This is a genomic window from Peteryoungia aggregata LMG 23059 (genome assembly GCF_030814435.1).
GTDB classification, from domain to species: Bacteria; Pseudomonadota; Alphaproteobacteria; order Rhizobiales; family Rhizobiaceae; genus Allorhizobium; species Allorhizobium aggregatum.
In genome coordinates this window covers 88,894-107,639 of sequence record NZ_JAUSUW010000013.1, presented here as the reverse complement: position 1 = coordinate 107,639, position 18,746 = coordinate 88,894, and the positions used below count along the sequence as shown (strand labels likewise).

General features: G+C 62.6%; 19 protein-coding genes. 10 read left to right on the top strand and 9 right to left on the bottom strand.

Annotated elements, in window-relative coordinates:
* Position 1: 1 nt before the first annotated feature.
* From J2045_RS19240 to J2045_RS19230, 3 genes are read left to right on the top strand one after another with little or no spacing between them, the layout of a single operon-like run.
* Positions 2-493 (top strand): TRAP transporter small permease, encoded by a 492-nt coding sequence (locus J2045_RS19240; RefSeq protein WP_307375912.1) that lies wholly within the window; start codon positions 2-4, stop codon positions 491-493.
* Complete coding sequence (locus J2045_RS19235; protein ID WP_307375910.1) at positions 490-1,770, top strand: TRAP transporter large permease subunit; 1,281 nt, start codon at positions 490-492, stop codon at positions 1,768-1,770. The genes J2045_RS19240 and J2045_RS19235 overlap by 4 nt, the downstream gene beginning before the upstream one ends.
* A gap of 26 nt (positions 1,771-1,796) precedes the next feature.
* Positions 1,797-2,771: a TRAP transporter substrate-binding protein gene (locus tag J2045_RS19230; protein WP_112241577.1), complete on the top strand. Its 975-nt coding sequence runs from the start codon at positions 1,797-1,799 to the stop codon at positions 2,769-2,771.
* Positions 2,772-2,828: 57 nt separating this feature from the next.
* Here J2045_RS19230 and J2045_RS19225 read toward each other — a convergent pair whose 3' ends face one another.
* The 5 genes from J2045_RS19225 to J2045_RS19205 are packed head-to-tail and all read right to left on the bottom strand — an operon-like array spanning position 2,829 to position 6,363.
* The gene (locus tag J2045_RS19225; protein ID WP_307375906.1) at positions 2,829-3,845 is read right to left on the bottom strand and encodes a LacI family DNA-binding transcriptional regulator; all 1,017 of its coding nucleotides are present in this window, start codon (positions 3,843-3,845) and stop codon (positions 2,829-2,831) included.
* A gap of 52 nt (positions 3,846-3,897) precedes the next feature.
* Positions 3,898-4,233 carry a hypothetical protein gene (locus tag J2045_RS19220; RefSeq protein WP_307375903.1) on the bottom strand — a complete coding sequence of 112 codons (336 nt, stop codon included), beginning with the start codon at positions 4,231-4,233 and terminating at the stop codon, positions 3,898-3,900.
* A complete protein-coding gene (locus J2045_RS19215; protein ID WP_307375900.1) occupies positions 4,230-5,117 on the bottom strand; it encodes an NAD(P)-dependent oxidoreductase in 888 nt (295 codons plus the stop codon). Before J2045_RS19215 ends, J2045_RS19220 begins: the two co-directional genes overlap by 4 nt.
* Complete coding sequence (locus J2045_RS19210; RefSeq protein ID WP_307375896.1) at positions 5,114-5,611, bottom strand: gluconokinase; 498 nt, start codon at positions 5,609-5,611, stop codon at positions 5,114-5,116. Before J2045_RS19210 ends, J2045_RS19215 begins: the two co-directional genes overlap by 4 nt.
* Positions 5,608-6,363: an SDR family oxidoreductase gene (locus J2045_RS19205; RefSeq protein ID WP_307375893.1), complete on the bottom strand. Its 756-nt coding sequence runs from the start codon at positions 6,361-6,363 to the stop codon at positions 5,608-5,610. The genes J2045_RS19210 and J2045_RS19205 overlap by 4 nt, the downstream gene beginning before the upstream one ends.
* Before the next feature lie 97 nt (positions 6,364-6,460).
* Between J2045_RS19205 and J2045_RS19200 the strand changes: the two genes are divergently transcribed.
* Genes J2045_RS19200 through J2045_RS19190 form a run of 3 tightly spaced genes read left to right on the top strand, consistent with a single transcriptional unit; the run spans position 6,461 to position 9,365 of the window.
* Positions 6,461-7,408, top strand: coding sequence for a 2-hydroxyacid dehydrogenase (locus J2045_RS19200; protein ID WP_307375890.1), 948 nt, complete (start codon positions 6,461-6,463; stop codon positions 7,406-7,408).
* Entirely contained in the window at positions 7,408-8,442 is a 1,035-nt protein-coding gene (locus J2045_RS19195) for an L-idonate 5-dehydrogenase (RefSeq protein ID WP_307375887.1), read from the top strand. Before J2045_RS19200 ends, J2045_RS19195 begins: the two co-directional genes overlap by 1 nt.
* A gap of 32 nt (positions 8,443-8,474) precedes the next feature.
* Complete coding sequence (locus J2045_RS19190) at positions 8,475-9,365, top strand: SMP-30/gluconolactonase/LRE family protein (protein ID WP_307375885.1); 891 nt, start codon at positions 8,475-8,477, stop codon at positions 9,363-9,365.
* Positions 9,366-9,380: 15 nt separating this feature from the next.
* Here the strand turns inward: J2045_RS19190 and J2045_RS19185 are convergent, their stop codons facing one another.
* On the bottom strand, positions 9,381-10,376 hold the full coding sequence (locus tag J2045_RS19185) for a LacI family DNA-binding transcriptional regulator (protein WP_307375883.1): 996 nt from the start codon (positions 10,374-10,376) through the stop codon (positions 9,381-9,383).
* 150 nt (positions 10,377-10,526) lie between these two features.
* On the opposite strand from J2045_RS19185, the gene J2045_RS19180 reads away from it, so the two are divergent.
* From J2045_RS19180 to J2045_RS19165, 4 genes are all read left to right on the top strand, one after another.
* Positions 10,527-12,020: a sugar ABC transporter ATP-binding protein gene (locus tag J2045_RS19180; RefSeq protein WP_307375880.1), complete on the top strand. Its 1,494-nt coding sequence runs from the start codon at positions 10,527-10,529 to the stop codon at positions 12,018-12,020.
* Positions 12,021-12,028: 8 nt separating this feature from the next.
* Positions 12,029-13,051 carry an ABC transporter permease gene (locus J2045_RS19175; RefSeq protein WP_307375877.1) on the top strand — a complete coding sequence of 341 codons (1,023 nt, stop codon included), beginning with the start codon at positions 12,029-12,031 and terminating at the stop codon, positions 13,049-13,051.
* A 28-nt stretch (positions 13,052-13,079) separates the two neighbouring features.
* Positions 13,080-14,168, top strand: a complete 1,089-nt coding sequence (locus tag J2045_RS19170; protein WP_307375874.1) for a substrate-binding domain-containing protein — start codon at positions 13,080-13,082, stop codon at positions 14,166-14,168.
* A gap of 78 nt (positions 14,169-14,246) precedes the next feature.
* The gene (locus tag J2045_RS19165) at positions 14,247-14,678 is read left to right on the top strand and encodes a GlcG/HbpS family heme-binding protein (RefSeq protein WP_307375872.1); all 432 of its coding nucleotides are present in this window, start codon (positions 14,247-14,249) and stop codon (positions 14,676-14,678) included.
* 82 nt (positions 14,679-14,760) lie between these two features.
* Here J2045_RS19165 and J2045_RS19160 read toward each other — a convergent pair whose 3' ends face one another.
* The 3 genes from J2045_RS19160 to J2045_RS19150 form a co-directional block, all read right to left on the bottom strand.
* Complete coding sequence (locus J2045_RS19160) at positions 14,761-16,080, bottom strand: HlyD family type I secretion periplasmic adaptor subunit (RefSeq protein WP_307375868.1); 1,320 nt, start codon at positions 16,078-16,080, stop codon at positions 14,761-14,763.
* Positions 16,067-17,857 (bottom strand): type I secretion system permease/ATPase, encoded by a 1,791-nt coding sequence (locus J2045_RS19155; protein WP_307375866.1) that lies wholly within the window; start codon positions 17,855-17,857, stop codon positions 16,067-16,069. Before J2045_RS19155 ends, J2045_RS19160 begins: the two co-directional genes overlap by 14 nt.
* A gap of 108 nt (positions 17,858-17,965) precedes the next feature.
* Positions 17,966-18,685: a calcium-binding protein gene (locus J2045_RS19150; RefSeq protein ID WP_307375864.1), complete on the bottom strand. Its 720-nt coding sequence runs from the start codon at positions 18,683-18,685 to the stop codon at positions 17,966-17,968.
* Between the last annotated feature and the right edge of the window lie 61 nt (positions 18,686-18,746).

The following is an 18,746-nucleotide window of genomic DNA, read 5'->3' as shown; positions in this document are numbered from 1 at the left end:
CATGCGACGTCTGTTTCAGGCGATCTGGTCGATGATCGACATCCTTATGGCGGTCATTCTTGCAGCCATGATCGCTCTTGTCTTTGCCAATGTGGTTCTGCGCTACGGCTTTTCGTCGGGCATACGACAGTCGGTCGAGTTGGCCCGATTGTGGTTCGTCTGGATCGTCATGCTGGGTGCTGCCGTCGTCTTGCGCCGTGGTGAGCATCTCGCCGTTGCCGAGTTTTCCGAAGCGATGATGCCGCGGGCTGTCCCAATCCTGCGCCGGCTTTGCTGGGTCGTGGTCATGGTTGCTGTCGGCATGCTGTTCATCGGCGCGCTCAATCAGACCATGGCGAACTGGAACAACCTGTCGCCTCTGACGGGGCTGCCGTCTGGTCTCTTTTACCTCGCCGGCGTCGTCTCGTCTGTTTTGATGGCCTCGATCGCCATCGTTCGCTTCATCGATCCGATGAGCATAGATGCTCGCATTGCAGAGGATACCAAGGAATGACTCTTATCCTGTTCCTCGGCGTTCTGTTCGTCGCGATCCTTGCTGGGCTTCCCGTCGCCTTTGCTCTCTTGCTTTCCGCCATGGCGCTCATGCTGCATCTGGGCACGTTCAGCCCCGATATCCTGGCGCAGGGGCTGATCAATGGCGTGGATAGCTTCCCGCTGCTCGCCATCCCATTCTTCCTCGTGGCCGGCGAGGTGATGTCCAAGGGTGGGCTTTCGGAGCGCATCGTCCGCCTCGCGATGACGCTTGTCGGCCACAAGCGCGGTGGCCTTGGCTATGTTGCCATTCTGACCGCGATCGTTCTGGCAGGACTGTCAGGATCAGCCGTTGCCGATGCGGCAGCACTGGTGGCGATCCTCTATCCCATGATGCGCAAGGCCGGCTATCCGGAAGGTCGAAGCCTAGGCCTGCTCGCATCGGGTGGCATCATTGCGCCGATCATTCCTCCGTCTCTGCCGCTGATCCTGATCGGTGTTGCTGGCAATATCTCGATCGCCAAGCTGTTCATGGCCGGCATTGCGCCGGGCCTGATGATGGGCGTGACGCTGATGGTCGTCTGGTCCTACATCATGCGCAACGAACAGATCGAGACCCTTCCAAAGGCGAGTGGCAAGGAAAGGCTGGCAGCGCTGAAGGACGGTATCTGGGCGCTGCTCCTGCCGGTGATCATCATCGGCGGCATTCGCTCCGGTGCCTTTACGCCGACCGAAGCTGCCGTGGTGGCCGCAGTCTATGCGATCATCGTGTCGACCGTTGTCTATCGCGCTCTGACCTGGAAGATCCTGCTCGAAGTGCTCGTCACGGCTGGTCGTTCGACGGCTATGGTGATGTTCCTGGTCGGTGCGGCGATGGTCGCCGCCTGGCTGATTACCGTCGCCCAACTGCCGCAACAGCTGGCAGAAATGCTCCAGCCCCTTATCGACAGTCCGCGGCTGCTGATGCTGGTCATCATGCTGATCGTGCTCGCCGTCGGCATGGTGATGGACCTGTCTCCGACCGTGCTGATCCTGGTGCCGCTGTTCATGCCGGTGGTGAAGATGGCGGGCATCGATCCGGTCTATTTCGGGCTGATGTTCATCCTCAACTGCTCGATCGGCCTTCTGACACCTCCGGTCGGCACCGTTCTCAACGTTATCTGCGGGGTCGGACGCGTTCCGATGAGCGTGGCTGTGCGCGGCGTGGTGCCGTTTCTCTTCGCCTATGCCGCGCTGCTCGGCCTTTTCATCATCTTTCCGCAACTCATCACCGTACCCGCCAAATTCCTTGGCGGCTGAGACTTCACAACAGGGAGGAGCCTGACATGAAAATCTTGAAAGTGCTTGGACTGGCAACCGCAATCGCCTTCACCGGCGTTTCGGCTCATGCCGAAACAGAGCTGAAACTCGCGCATGCCGCCCCCGATACCGATCTGCAGCAGACCCTCTCCGTGTTCTTCAAGGAGCAGGTCGAAGCGCGCACGAACGGCTCGGTCAAGGTCACCATCTTCCCCCAGGGGCAGCTCGGCAACGATCAGGCGATGATCGACGGAGCCCGTTCCGGGATCATCGACATCGTGATGACGGGTCTCAACAACCTGACCGGGCTGGTGCCGGATGCCGGTGCATTCGAGCTGCCCTTCATGTTCCCCAACCGGGAACTTGCCTACAAGGTCCTCGACGGTGAGGTTGGGCAGGGTGTATCCGCCCAGTTTACCCAGCATGGTCTGAAAATGCTCGGCTATCCGGAAAACGGCTACCGCAACATGACCAACAATCGCGGTCCGATCCGCGTGCCGGCTGATGTTTCCGGGCTCAACATGCGCGTCAACAATTCCAAGGCCCTGAACGACATGTTCGCGGCACTCGGCGCCAATCCGACGCAGTTGCCTGTCGCCGAACTCTACACGGCGCTCGAGACGGGTGTGGTCGATGCGCAGGATCATCCGATCGGTATCGTGCTGTCCTTCAAGTTCAATGAAGTGCAGAAGTATCTCAGCATGACGCAGCATGCCTATTCCGCGCTGGCGCTCGCCATCAACGACGCCAAGTTCAACGGCCTGACCGCTGACGAGCAGAAGGTGATCCTCGACGTGGCCGCCGAAGCCATCGCCATGCAGCGCAAGCTGGCACAGGAGAAAGAGGCTTCGATGATCGCTGAGCTGCAGGCCGCCGGCATGGAGGTCAACACGGACGTGGATGCTGCTGCCTTCCAGGCTGCCGTCAAGCCTGTCTGGGATGGCTATACTGCGGCGAATGGCGACGCAGTCGTCAATGCAGTGCTCGCCACCCAAAAGTAACAGTCTGAAAACTGGCTAAGAGAAAGGGCGCATAATCAGCGCCCTTTTTTCATGCCATTACGGGCTCGATTGGCGACGCATCAGGATGGGTTCCAGAGCAATGGTCGCGGGGCCTTCCTGCGTGCCATCCAGAACATCAAGGATGAGCTCGGCCGCGCGTTTGCCGATCTCGCGGGGCAGCGGGTTGATCGTGGTAAGCGACGGCACGCAAATCCCGGCGATCTCGTAGTCGCCGAAGCCGGCGACAGCGATCTGTTGGGGGACATTCACACCGCGCCTCTGACATTCCGTCAGGGCGCCAAAGGCTGACAGGTCGGACACGCAGATGACGGCCTGGGTGTCCGGCAGCGTGTCCAACAATCGGCCCATGGCGTCGGCGCCTTCCCGCATGGAGATGGGCGGTGTGCCGGCCGCGATCAGTCGATCGGGATCCAGACCATGTGCCTGCATGGCCGCGATGAAGCCGGCCCGGCGATCCGTGCCACGGGTGTCGCGATCGGCATCGCCGCCGATGAAGGCAATCCGGGTGATCCCGACCGAGACGAAGTGGTCGACCATGGAGCGAACCGCTGCCGCGTTGGAGAAGCCGACGACATGACCGACGGGATTATCAGGCAAGTCCCAGGTCTCGATGACAGGTATGCCCGCATTTTCCAACAGACGCCGCGTTCGTGGGGTGTGGCGCCCGCCCGTCACGACGATCGCTTCCGGGCGGCGGCGCAGCAGTTGTTCGACCAGTCGCTCTTCTTCCTGGATGTCATAATCCGTATAGCCGAGCAGGATCTGCAGGCCGCGCTCCTTCAGCCCCTCCGACAGGCCGCGCACGGTATCGGCGAAGTTGGCATTGTTGATCGAGGGGATCGTCACGGCGACAAAATCGGTGCGCTGCGAGCGCAGGTTCGATGCGGTGCTGTCGAATACGTATCCGAGCGTATCGGCGGCTTCGAGGATGGCGCTGCGCGTCGCATCGCTCACCGAGGCGTCACGTTTGAACGCCCGGCTCACCGTCATGGGCGAGACGCCCGCAAGGCGGGCGACATCGGCCATGGTCGGTGTTTTGCGGGGCGTGTTCATACCATTTTGTTATCGTTATCTCTGGCGAAAATCCAGTGTCGCCGGAGAAGCCTCACAAGGGTGCGTATTCGTGCGCGGTCGTGACGTGGTGATGGATCTTGCCGGTGAAGAAGCGGGCAAGAACAGCCTCCGTTGCGGCACGTGCCTCGGTCCGAACAGGGCTTGCGAGGGCCGCTTCCACGCTCGGCAGATCCGGATAGCTGATAGCGAGGATCATCGGATATTCCGGCGCGCCGTCATCGCGGCTTTCAGCGAAGGTCACGCGGACGGATAGCGCGCCGGGAAACTGGCGCCACTTCGGCAGGATTTCGGCGAGGACAGCGGCGCGGAAAGCATCCGTCTGTCCTTCATGGATCTTGCCATCGAACAGTGCGTAGCGGGTGATCATGGGGCAATCTCCTTGTTGGGTCCCTTGAAATATTCCATCAGCGCGGCCTGGTCCTCGCCGCCGAGGCCGGCGGCGGTCAGCATGCGATGCACCTCGGCGCAGATCGCCGTCAGTGGCATTGAGGTGTGGGTGATCCGTGCCAGATCCTGGGCGGCGTTCAGATCCTTGACCATGTTGTCGATGCGGCCGGTACGGCGATAATCTCTGGCGGCAAAGCGCGGCATGTATTCCTGCAGCAGCGCGCTGTCGGCGCGGCCACCTTTGAGCGCCTGCGGGATCTTCTCAACATCGACGCCTGCTGCTTCGGCAAGCGCCGTCGCTTCCGCCACGGCTAGGAAGCCGAGGCCGCAGAGCACCTGGTTGATCATCTTGGTCGTCTGGCCGGCACCCGGGCCGCCCATATGGGTCTGGTTGCCGGCAAGCTTTGACAAGATGCTTTGCGTTTCCTGCACATCAGCTTCGGTGCCGCCCTGCATCAACGTCAACTGGCCGATCGCCGCTTTCGGAATGCCGCCGGACAGCGGACTGTCCACCCAGCGCAAGCCACGGGTCGCGCCTTCGGTCGCGAGCGCCTTGGTCGTCTCCGGATCGATCGACGACATGTCGATGATCAGTGTGCCGGTGCGAGCGCCATCGGCAACGCCCTGTTGCCCGAAGACGGCCGCGCGGACGATGGCTGCGGAATTCAGCGAGAGGATCACGGCCTTTGCCTGGCTTGCCGCATCTGCGGCGGACGAGGCCGCCACTGCGCCCTTGGCGACAAGGGCGGCGATTTTTTCGGGGTCACGATCGTAGACGATCAGATCCGTTCCGGTTTCGGCGAGGCGTGCACCGATGGCACCGCCCATGGCGCCGGCCCCGATCAGGGCGATCTTGTCTGTCATTGTGGGTTTCCTCCAAGATGGGACAGGACCTGTCCGACGATGGCGTCCATCGGTTGGTCGATTGTCACTTCGATGGCCTCGTCCGGTCCCGGTCGCTCCAGGGTGGCGAACTGGCTGTCGAGCAGTGACAGCGGCATATAGTGGCCGGCGCGGGAGGCCATGCGGGACGCTATGAGATCCCGATCGCCCGCGAGGTGTACGAAAGTGACGTCTCCACCAGCGCCGGCACGGATGCGGTCACGATAAGCGCGTCGAAGGGCGGAACATCCGATGATCAGCGGCGCCTCGCTCCTGAGTGCGTGGGCAATCCGATCCAGCCAAGGCCAGCGATCGTCATCGTTGAGCGGTATACCCTCCCGCATCTTCTCGACGGCCTCGACGCTGTGGAGATCGTCGCCGTCCCGGTAGGGAATGTCGAGCTGTTCTGACAGAGCGGCGCCGACGGTCGACTTGCCGCAGCCCGCCACGCCCATGATGACCAGACGCAAGCTCATAGCGATGCCGTGATCCCGCCGTCGACATAGAGGATATGTCCGTTGACGAAGCTGGATGCGTCGGAAGCGAGGAAGATACAGGCGCCCTGCAGCTCCTCGACCTTGCCCCAGCGGCCGGCGGGCGTGCGTTTTTCGAGCCAGGCGGAGAAGGTCGGATCGGCAACCAGGGCAGCATTCAGTGGGGTGTCGAAATAGCCGGGTGCAATCGCGTTGCAGTTCAGGCCGTGCTTGGCCCAGTCGGTGGCCATGCCCTTGGTCAGGTTGCCGACCGCCCCCTTGGTCGCGGTGTAGGGGGCAATCGAAGGGCGGGCGAGTGCGGTCTGAACGCTTGCGATGTTGATGATCTTGCCGCGACCTCGGGCGATCATGTGGCGGGCGACCGCCTGGCCGACATGGAAGACGCTGGCGATATTGGTCTGCAGCAGGCGTTCGAAAGCGTCGGCGGGAAAGTCTTCAAGCGGCGCGCGGTGCTGCATGCCGGCATTGTTGACGAGGATGTCGATTGCCTTGCCGGCGGCCTCGTAGGCATCGACGGCCGCGCGCACCGCATCGTGGTCCGTCGCATCGAAAGCGAGCTGGTCCGCGCCCTCAATCCGTGCGGCCGCATCCTTGAGTTTCGCCGCGTCGCGACCGTTGAGGACGATATCGGCCCCGGCGGCCTTGAGACCCTCTGCCAGCGCAAAGCCGATCCCTTGCGACGATCCCGTGATCAAGGCGCGTTTGCCTCTCAGGTCGAACAGGTTCAGTGCCACGGTTTACTCCCTTCAGTTTCGCTCTCGACAAGCGTCAGATGATTTGTATATGTTATCGATAACAATCGAAAGTCAAGCATCCCTGGGGAGAGACATCATGACCAAGCCCGACATCCTGCAGATGGGCCCCTATCCGGACTGGGACCAGATGCCGCTGGAGCAGAGCTTCCAGATGCATCGCTACTTCGAGGCCGCCGACAAGGCTGCCTTCCTGGCGGAAGTCGGTCCGAAGGTTCGCGGTATTGCGACCCGTGGCGAGCTCGGAGCGAATGCTTCTGTGATCGCTGCCTGCCCCAATCTCGAAGTCATCTCGGTCTATGGCGTCGGTTTCGATGCGGTTGATCTTGGCGCCTGCCGGGAGCGCGGCATCCGTGTCACCAACACGCCCGACGTGCTGACGAATGACGTGGCCGATCTCGGGGTCGCCATGATGCTGGTCCAGTCACGCGGGATGATTGGTGCTGAGACCTGGGTGAAGGACGGGTCCTGGGCGGCCAAGGGGCTTTATCCCTTGAAGCGTAAAGTCTGGGGGCGCAGGGCAGGGGTGCTCGGTCTCGGGCGCATCGGCTTCGAGGTCGCCAAACGGCTCGCCGGCTTCGACATGGAAATCGCCTACAGCGATGTCTCGGCCAAGGATTTCGCCAAGGATTGGGAATTCATTGCCGATCCTGTGGCGCTCGCGCAGCGCTCGGACTTCCTCTTTGTGACGCTGGCTGCCTCCGCTGCGACCCGGCATATCGTCGGTGCCAAGGTGATCGAGGCGCTGGGGCCAGAGGGCATGTTGATCAATATCAGCCGCGCCTCCAACATCGATGAGGAAGCCCTGCTGGAAGCGCTTGAAACGGGCAAGCTCGGCTCGGCTGCCCTCGATGTCTTCGAAGGTGAGCCCAATCTCAATCCGCGATTTCTGGCCCTGCCGAACGTGCTGCTCCAGCCGCATCATGCCAGCGGGACCATCGAGACCCGCAAGGCGATGGGCAAGCTCGTCCGTGACAATCTCACCGCGCATTTCGCCGGTGAAGCCCTCCTCACTCCGGTGCTCTGATGAAAGCCATCGTCATTCATGCTGCCCGTGATCTCCGGATCGAAGACCGCCCGGTGGAAGAGCCGCAAGCCGGCCAGCTGCGACTGAGCCTTGCGACCGGCGGGATCTGCGGGTCAGACCTGCACTATTACAATCACGGCGGCTTCGGCGCGGTGCGGCTGAAGGAGCCGATGATCCTTGGACATGAAGTCTCGGCCCGGGTCGAGGCCATCGGGCCCAATGTTTCCGGCTTCGAGATCGGGCAGCTTGTGGCCGTTTCGCCCTCGCGGCCCTGCGGCCAGTGCCGCTACTGCGGCGAGGGACTGCAGAACCAGTGCCTCAACATGCGTTTCTACGGGAGCGCTATGCCCTTCCCGCATATTCAGGGCGCTTTCCGCGAAAGCCTGGTGGCAGACGCCTATCAATGCGTCGATGCCACGGGGCTTTCTGCCGGCGAGGCGGCGATGGCCGAACCCCTGGCGGTGACCCTGCACGCCACGACGCGGGCGGGTAGCCTGTTCGGCAAGCGTGTTCTCGTCACGGGCTGCGGACCGATCGGTGTTCTCTCGATCCTCTCGGCCCGCCGGGCCGGGGCAGCGGAAATCGTTGCCACCGATCTTTCCGATTTCACGCTGGCGCTGGCGGCGAAGGTCGGGGCTGACAGGGTGATCAACACGGCCAAGGAGCCGGATGCGCTCTCGGCCTATGCGGGCGACAAGGGTACCTTTGATGTGCTGTATGAGTGCACCGGTGTTGCCGCAGCGCTTGCAGGCGCCATTCCGGCACTCCGGCCGCGGGGTGTCATCCTGCAGCTTGGTCTGGGTGGCGACATGACACTGCCGATGATGGCAATCACGGCCAAGGAGCTCGAACTCAGAGGCTCCTTCCGGTTCCATCAGGAATTTGCCATCGGCGTTGAATTGATGCGCAAGGGGTTGATCGACGTGAAGCCGCTGATCACGCATACGGTGCCGCTGGCAGAAGCCGAGAAGGGTTTTCTACTGGCTTCGGATCGAAGCCAGGCAATGAAGGCGCAGATCGCGTTTTCCGCCTGAGTGGCGCGAAGGTTCAGGGAGGAGTTTCATTCATGTCGTTTTTCGAAGTCATCGATCCGGTCTTCGCCACCTATGTGCTTGGCAATGCGCCGGTCAAGCGGCTCGCGACCGGGTTTGACTGGACGGAAGGGCCGGTCTGGTTCGGCGATGCCGGCTGCCTCCTGTTCTCCGACATTCCCAACAACCGCATCGTCCGCTGGAGCGAAGATGGCGTGACCACCTATCGTCAGCCCTCGAACTATGCGAACGGCCATACGCGAGACCGTCAGGGTCGCCTCGTGAGCTGCGAGCATGGAACGCGTCGGGTCACCCGCACCGAATGGGATGGATCGATCACGGTCATCGCAGACAGTTATCAAGGCAAGCGCCTCAACAGTCCGAACGACGTCATCGTTGCGCCTGATGGCGCGATCTGGTTCAGCGATCCGCATTACGGAATCATGACGGACTATGAGGGAGCGAAGGCAGCGCAGGAGCTGCCCTGTTCGGTGTATCGTGTGTCGCCGGATGGCGGGATCGAGGCCGTGATCACCGACATGCAGGGGCCTAATGGCCTCGCCTTCAGCCCGGATGGCAGCCGTCTTTATGTGGCGGATACAGGGCGTATGTTCTCTTCCGATCCTCAGCACATCCATGTGTTCGAGATGGTCGATGGCCGACCGGTGAATGGCCGGATTTTCCATGTGGTCACGCCTGGTTGCGCCGATGGCATGCGGGTCGATACCGACGGAAACCTGTGGTCCTCCGCAGCCGATGGCGTGCATTGCATCGCGCCGGACGGTCATCTGATGGGCAAGATCCTGGTGCCTGAAATGGTGTCGAACCTCTGCTTTGGCGGTCATTCGAAGCACCGGCTGTTCATCACGGCGACCACGAGTGTCTACTCGGTGGTGCTGAATCGGCGCGGTATCCAGGCCCCTTGAGGCGGACTTGGTGCCTTACACCGTCTCGCCGGGCACAAGGCGTGTCGGAACAAAGGTGACGGTCTGGACGGGCTCGCCCTTCAGCTTGGCGACAAGTGCTTCGGCGGCAGCCTTGCCGATGCTGGTCGTCGGCACGACGGTCGTGGTCAAACGCTTTTGCAGGATGGAGGCCGCCTCCATCCCGCCCCAGCCGGCGATGCCAATGTCTTCGGGCACACTCAAGCCGCGTGACTGGCAGAAGGCAAGACCGCCGATCGCCATTTCGTCATTGTGGAAATAGACGACGTCAAAGTCGTTCTTTCGGCTGAGCAGCGTCTCCAGCCCATAATAGCCGGCATAGAAGCCCGGCGCATCGTGCAGCATCTCGGCATCGACGAGCGGATGTCCGGCACGGGCGAGTGCGTCGCGGAACCCTTCGAAACGAGCCTGTCCCATCACGTCGGAGCGGGCGAGTGCGCCGACATAGCCAGCCTTGCGACGGCCACGCGCGAGAAGATGCCGGGCCATTTCGGCGCCGCAATCGGCATGGGAAAAGCCGACGGCCATGTCGATCGGGCTTGTGGTCAGGTCCCAGATTTCGACGACAGGCACGGCGGCACTGCGCAAAAGCTCGATCGTGCCGGGCGTGTGGTGGCGACCGGAGAGAATGAGGCCTGCCGGACGCCAGCTCACCACTTGCCGGATCCACGCTTCCTCTTCGATCATCGAATGATCGTTGGCGCCGATGATCAGCTGATAGCCGAGACGTCCAAGCGCCCGGTCGACGCCATCCAGCACATGGCCGAACAGCCCTGATGTCAGGCGCGGGACGCACATACCGACCAAAGTTTCCGCCTGATCCGAGCCAAAGGCGGCAGCAAGCCGGTTCGGGACATAGCCCAGTTGTGCAGCGATCTCCATGACCTTCCGGCGCGTCTCGTCGGAGAAGCCGGACCCGTCGCGCAGGACGCGACTGACCGTCATCTTCGATACGCCAGCGGCACGGGCGATGTCTTCGAGATTGGCCTTCATCGGGGCTTCTGCCACGATGAGACAGGGCGGTGAACACGCGGCATGTTATCGATAACTTTTTTCTTGACTCGGCAAATGATGCAAGTACGTTAGTTACGTTACCGGTAAACCTGACGCAAGATCTGGATCCGGCATGGGAGGAGACACAGTATGCAACCGTCCGCAGACGGCCTGCTTTTCGATCGAATCGTGAAGTCCTTTGGTGGCACGCAAGCCCTCAAGGGAGTTTCGCTGAAGGTCGAGCGTGGCGAAATCGTCGCCCTGCTCGGCGAGAACGGAGCCGGCAAATCGACGCTCATCAAGGTCCTCGGCGGCATCCACCGCCCCGACGAGGGCGGCGTCTTCATCGATGGCGTGCCTTACGCCCATCAGGCCGGCAAGGCCGGCGGCCAGAAGGTCGCCTTCATCCACCAGGACCTCGGTCTGATCGAGTGGATGAGTGTTGCCGAAAACATTGCCTTGTCGCTTGGCTATGTGAAGAAGGGCCGTCGGATCGACTGGTCCGCGACCGAGGCTCTGGCCGACAAGGCATTGGCATTGGTCGAAGCCGATTTTTCGGCGACCGCGCGGGTTTCCAGTCTCACCCGTACGCAAAAGTCTCTGGTCGCCATTGCCCGGGCGCTGGCCGCCGACTGCGACTATCTCGTGCTCGACGAGCCGACCGCAAGCTTGCCCGCCGATGAGGTGGAGAGGCTGTTCGCCGCCCTTCGCCCGCTGAAGGTGCGTGGCGTCGGCATGATCTATGTCAGCCACCGGCTGGATGAGATTTTCCGTATCGCCGATCGGGTGGCAGTCCTGCGCGACGGTCAGATGGTCGGCATGCGCGCAATCGAACATACGACGCCGGAGGAACTGGTCGGTCTGATCGTCGGCAGAAAGGCGCGTGAGATTGCCCGTCCTGCCATTCTTGAAGGGCCGGCGATCCTGAAAGTTTCAGGTCTCGCAACGGGTGCTGTCGGCCCTGTCAGCTTCGAGATCCGACGCGGCGAGCTGCTGGGTCTCGCGGGCCTTCGCGGTGCCGGTCACGAGGATGTCGGCCGGGCGCTCTTCGGCCTCATCCCGCATGCGGGCAAGATTGCGCTTAACGGCGTTGCGCCGGACTTGAAAGATGCCGGAGCCGCAATGCGGTCGGGCATCGGTCTTGTGGCACGCGATCGGGTCGCCGAAAGTGTTGCGCCTGGACTCTCCATCCGCGAAAACGCGTTTCTCAATCCGTCGGCCACGGGGCGCCGTCTGCTGAGCCTGCTGTCGCCGAAGGCGGAAGATGAACTTGCCCATGAACTCGGCCGTCGTGTGGGCTTGTCACCCAATGATCCGACGCTCGCCATCGAGGCGCTCTCGGGTGGCAATCAGCAGAAGGTGGTTGTCGGCCGCTGGCTTGATTCCGGTCGCAGCCTGCTGATTGCGGAAGATCCGACCGCCGGCGTCGATGTCGGGGCCAAGGCCGAGATCTACCATCTTCTCTACCAGGCTCTCGCAAGCGGCATGGGCGTCCTCGTGGTGTCCACCGATTTCGAAGAGACCGCCAATATCTGCCACCGTGCCATCGTTTTCAGCCGCGGCCTGCCCGTGGCCGAGTTGAGTGGCGTCGAACTGTCAACCGAATCCCTGATCCAGGCCGCATCGGCCGGTGAAGCCGCCTGAGGACCGCCATGCCCGGTATCCAATCCAACGCCGTCGAACCCACCAAGGACGAATTGCGGGGCCTGTCGCCCGCTCGCAAGCTCGTGCGCCTCGCGCCCACCTATGGTCTCGTCATCCTGATGTTCGGCCTGATCCTGCTGTTCTCGATCCTGCTGCCGACCACATTCCCGACCATGCTCAATGTCAGGGCCATTCTGTCCGACAAGGCGATCATCGCGCTTCTGTCGTTGGCAGCGATGATCCCGATGGTCGCCGGCCGTATCGATCTGACGGTCGGCTACGGCATCGTGCTCTGGCATATTCTGGCGATTAGCCTGCAGACGCTCTACGGCTTCCCCTGGCCGGTGGCCGTTGCCATCGTGCTTGTGCTCGGTGTCGTGATCGGCGCGCTCAATGGTCTCCTTGTCGAGGTCGCGCGTATCGACAGCTTCATAGCAACCCTTGGCACCGGCACGATCCTGTACGCCCTCGCGCTCTGGCATACCGGCGGTCGCCAGATGGTCGGCGCGCTTCCAGATGCCTTCTACGCGATCAACGGCACCTTTGTTTTCGGCCTGCCAATCACTGCGATCTATGTGCTTGTCATCACGGTCGTGCTCTGGGTCGCGCTCGAATACACGCCGATCGGCCGGTATCTCTATGCGATCGGCGCCAACCAGCGCGCAGCCGAACTCAACGGCATTCCGACGCGCAAGTTCGTGATCGGGGCGTTTGTCACATCCGGCCTGATGACAGCGCTCGCTGGCGTGTTACTCGCCTCGAAGCTCAGGATCGGCCAGGCCTCGGTCGGTCTGGAATTCCTGCTGCCGGCGCTTGTCGGCGCCTTCCTCGGCTCCACCACCATCAAACCCGGACGCGTCAATGTCTGGGGCACCATCGTCGGCGTGATGATCCTCGCCGTCGGTATTTCCGGCATCCAGCAATTCGGCGGGAGCTTCTGGGTCGAGCCGCTGTTCAACGGCACGACCTTGCTGATCGCCATCGGGATCGCCGGTTACGCGCAAAGAAAGAAAGGCGCGAAGTCCAAATAAGTCCATTCAGCTACTTTGGGAGGAAACCATGCTGAAGAGAGCTCTTGCCGTATCGATCCTGGCGCTGACGGCCGCCATGCCTGCCCATGCCGACGCGATTTCGGATGCGATGGCAGAAGTCCAGAAATATGCCGGCGAGAAGACCACCTGGGATGGTCCGACCAGCGGCCCGACCGCCGCTGCGGGGAAGAAGATCGTCGTGCTCGCCGCCGACATGAAGAATGGCGGCATTCTCGGCGTCACCAACGGTATCCAGGAAGCGGCGGCCAAGATCGGTTGGGAGGTTACCGTTCTTGATGGCGCTGGTTCCGTGCAGAGCCGCGCTGGCGCCTTCGGTCAGGCGCTTGCGCTGAAGCCGGATGGCATCATCATCAATGGCTTTGATGCCGTCGAACAGCAGGCAGCTCTCAAGCAGGCCTGCGACGCCGGCATCCCGATGGTCAGCTGGCATGCCGGCCCGGTCATCGGCCCTGATCCGGCCAATTGCCTGTTCGCCAATGTCTCGACGGATGCGATGGAAGTCTCTGCCGCTGCCGGTAAATGGGCCTTTGCGGATGCTGGTGGCAAGCCGGGCGTCGTGATCTTCACGGACTCGACCTATGCAATCGCGATTGCCAAGGCCGACAAGATCAAGGAGACGATCGAGAAGCTCGGCGGCACGGTGCTCGAATATGTCGACACGCCGATCGCCGACACCTCAAGCCGCATGCCGACGCTGACGACTTCGTTGCTGCAGAAATACGGCGCAAGCTGGACCCATGCGCTGGCGATCAACGACATCTACTTCGACTTCATGGGGCCGAGCCTCGCCGCAGCCGGCGTTCCGGGCGATGGTGCACCGAAGGCGGTTGCCGCCGGTGACGGGTCCGAGTCCGCCTATCAGCGTATCCGCTCCGGCCAGTATCAGGCCGTGACGGTCGCCGAACCGCTCAACCTGCAGGGCTGGCAGTTGATCGATGAGTTGAACCGCGCCGTCAGCAAGGTAGAATGGTCGGGTTACACCTCGCCTCTGCATGTCGTGACCAAAGCGAACATCAACGCGGATGGCGGTGACAAGAATATCTTCGATCCGGGCAACGGTTACCGCGATCAGTATGCCAAGATCTGGGGTAAGTAAGAGCTGCTCCCTAGCGGCCGGCGCAGTCTCCTCTGTGCCGGCTGCGACCACGCTAACGGATGAACAGGATACCCGTGCATGAGCGACTTCTTCGAGCCTTCAGCGCAACTGACGGACAAGGGCGTGCTCGCCATGCTGCACGCCGCTATCGATAAGGCTTCGGCCATGGGGCAGCCGCAATGCATCGTGGTTGTCGACCAGAGCGGTGTCGTGCTCGGGTCCTTCCGCATGAAGGGGGCGCGGTTCCTCTCCCTGAAGAGCGCTCTTGCCAAGGCGCGAACGACCGCATCCATCAATGCGCCCACGACGGCTATTCCCGAACAGGCGCGGCTGCTGATTTCCGGCGCCACCCAGGGCGAAGTGACCGGGCTCAAGGGCGGTCTTCCGATCCGCTTCGGCGGCGTTCTTGTTGGCGGCATCGGCATTGGTTCGGGCAGCGGTGACCAGGATGAGGAGGTGGCGCGTGCCGCCCTCCAGGCGGTCGGCGCGGACCTGGTTTCCAGCGCCTGAGGCCGGCCGTCCTGCCGGCCATGGTCAGGCCCAGGGCGTCGGACGTGTCTCGTATGCCAGGCAGTTGCCTTGCGCTTTTCACCTATTGTTCCCGGAATGCCCGCGCCAGCTGGTCGGCGAGAGGCTTGATCAGATAGGAGAGCGCCGTTCGTTCGCCGGTCTGCACGAGGACCTCCGCAGGCATTCCGGGAACGAGTGTGATGTCCGGTATCGTCCTTGCGATACCGGGCTCGGTGGCGACCCGGATGACGTAGTAGGAAAGGCCGGTCGACGGATCGACCGTAAGATCCGCGGCCACATGACTGACGCGGCCCTGGAGTTCCGGCGTCGTGCCCTGGCTGAATGCCGAGAGGCGAATTCTGGCATTCTGTCCCTCCCGGATCACATCGATGTCCTTCGGCGAAACATGCGCCTCAAGCAAGAGCGCGTCGCCTTCGGGAACGATCAGCATGATGGCTTCTGCCGCTGTGACGACGCCGCCGACTGTATGCACGGCCAACTGATGCACCACGCCCGACAACGGGGCGATGATATCGGTTCGGCGGCGCTGATCCTCGGAGGCAATCCGACGTTCGACGAATTCGCCGATTTGCCCCTGGACCTCCCGCAACTCCCGGCCCACCTCCGACTTGAGATCCTGATCGATCTGGAGGATGGCCAGCCTGGTTTCCGTGATCCTGCCTGCGATCTGAGCCTGATAGGCGATCTTCTCCCCGAGTTCCCCGCCGAATGTTGCCAGTTCCGTCTTCAGGCCATTGAGGCGTTGATCTGATACTGCACCCTGTCTGCGCAACCCGGTGAGCGCTGATATCTCCTGCCGCAGCACTTCGCTTCCCTCGCGATAGGCTACTTCCTGCGCCCGCAGTCCCTCGATCTCGTGGCTGTATTGCCGGATACGCTCTGCGAGCTGGGCTTTCTGTCCGTCACGGGAGGCCTTTCGGAAGCGGAACAATCGCGACTCGCTGTCCATGGCTGCGAGCGCATCGACCTGTCCCTGCCGCTGTTGCTCCAGAAGATCCTCGGGGAAGATGATCCGTTCGAGGTCGTCGCGTTCGGCCTCCAGTCGGGCCTGGCGTGCCAGAAGCTCCGTCAGCCGCTTGGCGACCATGGCGAGATTGGCGTTCGCCTGCGTCGCGTCTAGACGCAGCAGCACGTCTCCGGCCACGACCCTGTCACCCTCGCGAACGCGGATCTCGCCGACGACGCCCCCCGCCGGATGCTGGACCTTCTTGATGTTGCCGGCGACAACGAAATGTCCACCGGCAACGACCGCGCCGGAGATCCGGGTGATTGCCGCCCATGTACCGGCACCGCCGACCAGCAGCAGGCAGACCAGCAGGCCAAGGCGGGCATGCAGGCCGATTGAACGGCGGACGGCTGACTGTCGTTCAGAGAGTTGCATCTGCGTCTCCCTTCGTGGCGGTGCCCGGGCGATCGGTTGTCTGGTCGCCCCCGGGGGAGGTGACCACGCGGAGCGACGTGCTGCCATACGGTGCGATCTGCGGGGAAAGAGCATGCCTCGCCGCTGCCGCGCGTGGCTGGAGTACTTCGGCGAGAACCTTGTCGCGCGGGCCGAAGGCCTTCTGGCGACCAGCCTCGACCATCAGGACCAGATCAACGGCCCCGATCGCACTCGGGCGATGGGCGATGACGACGACAATGCCGCTGCGGGCGCGGATTGCGCGGATCGCCTCCACCAGGGCGGTTTCTCCTTCGGCATCCAGGTTCGCGTTGGGTTCGTCGAGAACCACGAGGAACGGATCGCGGTAGAGCGCCCGTGCGAGCCCGATCCGCTGGCGCTGGCCGGCAGACAGCGCTGAGCCTCCTTCGCCGATGCGGGTTTCGTAGCCATGCTCCATGCGCAGGATCATCTCATGGGCCCCGGCTGTTTCGGCTGCGGCGACCACGGCACGCGGGTCCGGGTCCTCTTCGAAGCGGGCTATGTTATCGGCGATGGTTCCGTCGAAGAGCTCCACCCCCTGTGGCAAGTAGCCGATATGGGCGCCAAGTTCTTCCCGGTTCCATTGGTCCAGGCTTGCGCCGTCCAGGCGGACCTTGCCGGCCAACGGCAACCAGGCGCCGACAAGCGCGCGCGAGAGCGTTGATTTGCCGGAACCTGAGGGGCCGATGATGCCGAGGGCCTCGCCCGCGGTGACTGTGAAGGTGATGCCGGCAATTGTCGGAACCTTGGTGCCGGGTGGCGCCACAACGAGGCCTTCCGACTTCAGTTCACGGCGCGGCTTTGGCAGCGACAGGACGCTTGCGTCTGCCGGCAGGCGGGTCAGCAGGTCCTGGAGCCTCGTCCAGCTTTGCCGGGCCATCAGCCAGGGTTTCCAGGCCGCAATGGCCGCATCTACCGGCGCCAGCGCGCGGCCCATCATGATCGAGCTTGCGATCATGACGCCTGCGCTTGCTTCCTGTGTGATGACCAGCCAGGCACCGACAGCGAGCAGCACCGATTGCAGCATCATGCGCAGGGCGCGCGACAGGCAGCCGAGCCCGCTCACAACATCCCCTGATCTGCGGTTGGCCTGGAGATAGTCGAGGTTGGCGTCTTGCCATCGCCCCGCCATGCGGGGACCCATGCCCATGGCCTGGACGACTTCTGCATTGCGGCGTGTGGCTTCCAGAAGACCATTGCGGGCCATGTTGGCCGTGGTCTGGTCCCGGACAGCCTGGCGAGACAGGAGGTTGGTCAGGAGCGTGAGGGATACCAGCACGACCGCGCCGGCAAGCGCGGTCACGCCGATCCAGAAATGGAAGAGAAAGCTGATCCCGAGATAGAGCGGCATCCAGGGGAGGTCGAAGAAGGCCGTGGGGCCGCTGCCGGAGAGAAAGCCGCGGATATTGTCGAGATCTCGCAGAGGCTGCAGGCCGTCGCCGGACGCAGGCGCCAGAAGCGGCAGGCGGATGACAGCGTGGTGAACGCGTGGCGAGAGGTCGTGATCGAACTTCTCGCCGATGCGCAGCAAGACCCGCGCCCTGATTGCGTCGAGCACAGCCTGGAAAGTGTAGAGCCCGATGGCCAGCACCGCGAGGCCGATCAGTGTCGGGATACTGCCGCTGGACAGCACGCGGTCATAGACCTGCATCATGAACAAAGGCGAGGTCAGGGCCAGGATGTTGACGACACCGCTGAGCAAAGCGATGGCCAACAGGGCGCCGCTCATGTCAGTCATGTTGCTCACAAGAGGCTCGGGTGTGCTGGCTCTGGTCCGCATGCTGCTCGTCTGCTCCGCTGTCTTGGAAGGTGGTCGCGCGCATGGCTGCGCGCGACCGGTTCAGTCTCAGGCGAAGAGGAAGTCCGACGCGTCGAGAACGCTTGATGACACGCCGTTGAGCGTGATGGTGTCGCCCAGGACGCTCTCGATGACGGCGTCACCGCCCAGATCGGAAATCTGCAGTTCGCTGAAGTCGGTCACGCCCCAGGCGGAGATGTCGAGAACGTCCACACCATCCTGGAAGCCAGAGGTGCCGGTGGGGCCGGCCTTCACGATGTCGTTGCCTGCGGTGAAGACGAAGGTATCTGCACCACCGAAGCCGACCAGTACATCGGACGCGGCGGTGTCGTGGATCTCTGTGCCGACGGCGGCGAGGTAGTCGTAGAGGCTGTCAAGCGAGCTGTTGACGGTGAGGTCATAGATTGCCCAATCGAACACGTCCGTGGTCGCACTCGGGAAGGTGCTATCTGGCGTGATCACCAGATCGGCGGAAACGCTGAAGCCGGTCGAGGCAGATTGGCTGAAGCCACTGCCGAGCGTGATGCTGTCGACCGTGCCGGTCAGGTTGCCACGCGAATACTGGAACTCACCTTCCATGTAGATGCCGTTTCCACCGGTGGCACCATTGCCCCATTGTTCGTAGACGGTGGTGCTGAGCGGATTGGTGACAAGACCGTTGCCCTCGTCCCAGAAGGCGCCGTAGGTCGAGCTGTAACCGCTCGCCCAACCGTTCAGGTAGCCTTCCATGTTGGAAGAGGCGGAGCTAAGTTGGATGACTGCAGCCATGGGGTTTCTCCTTGAGTGGCTGTTGACATTGGCCCGGACGAATGTCCGGACAGTGTATCCC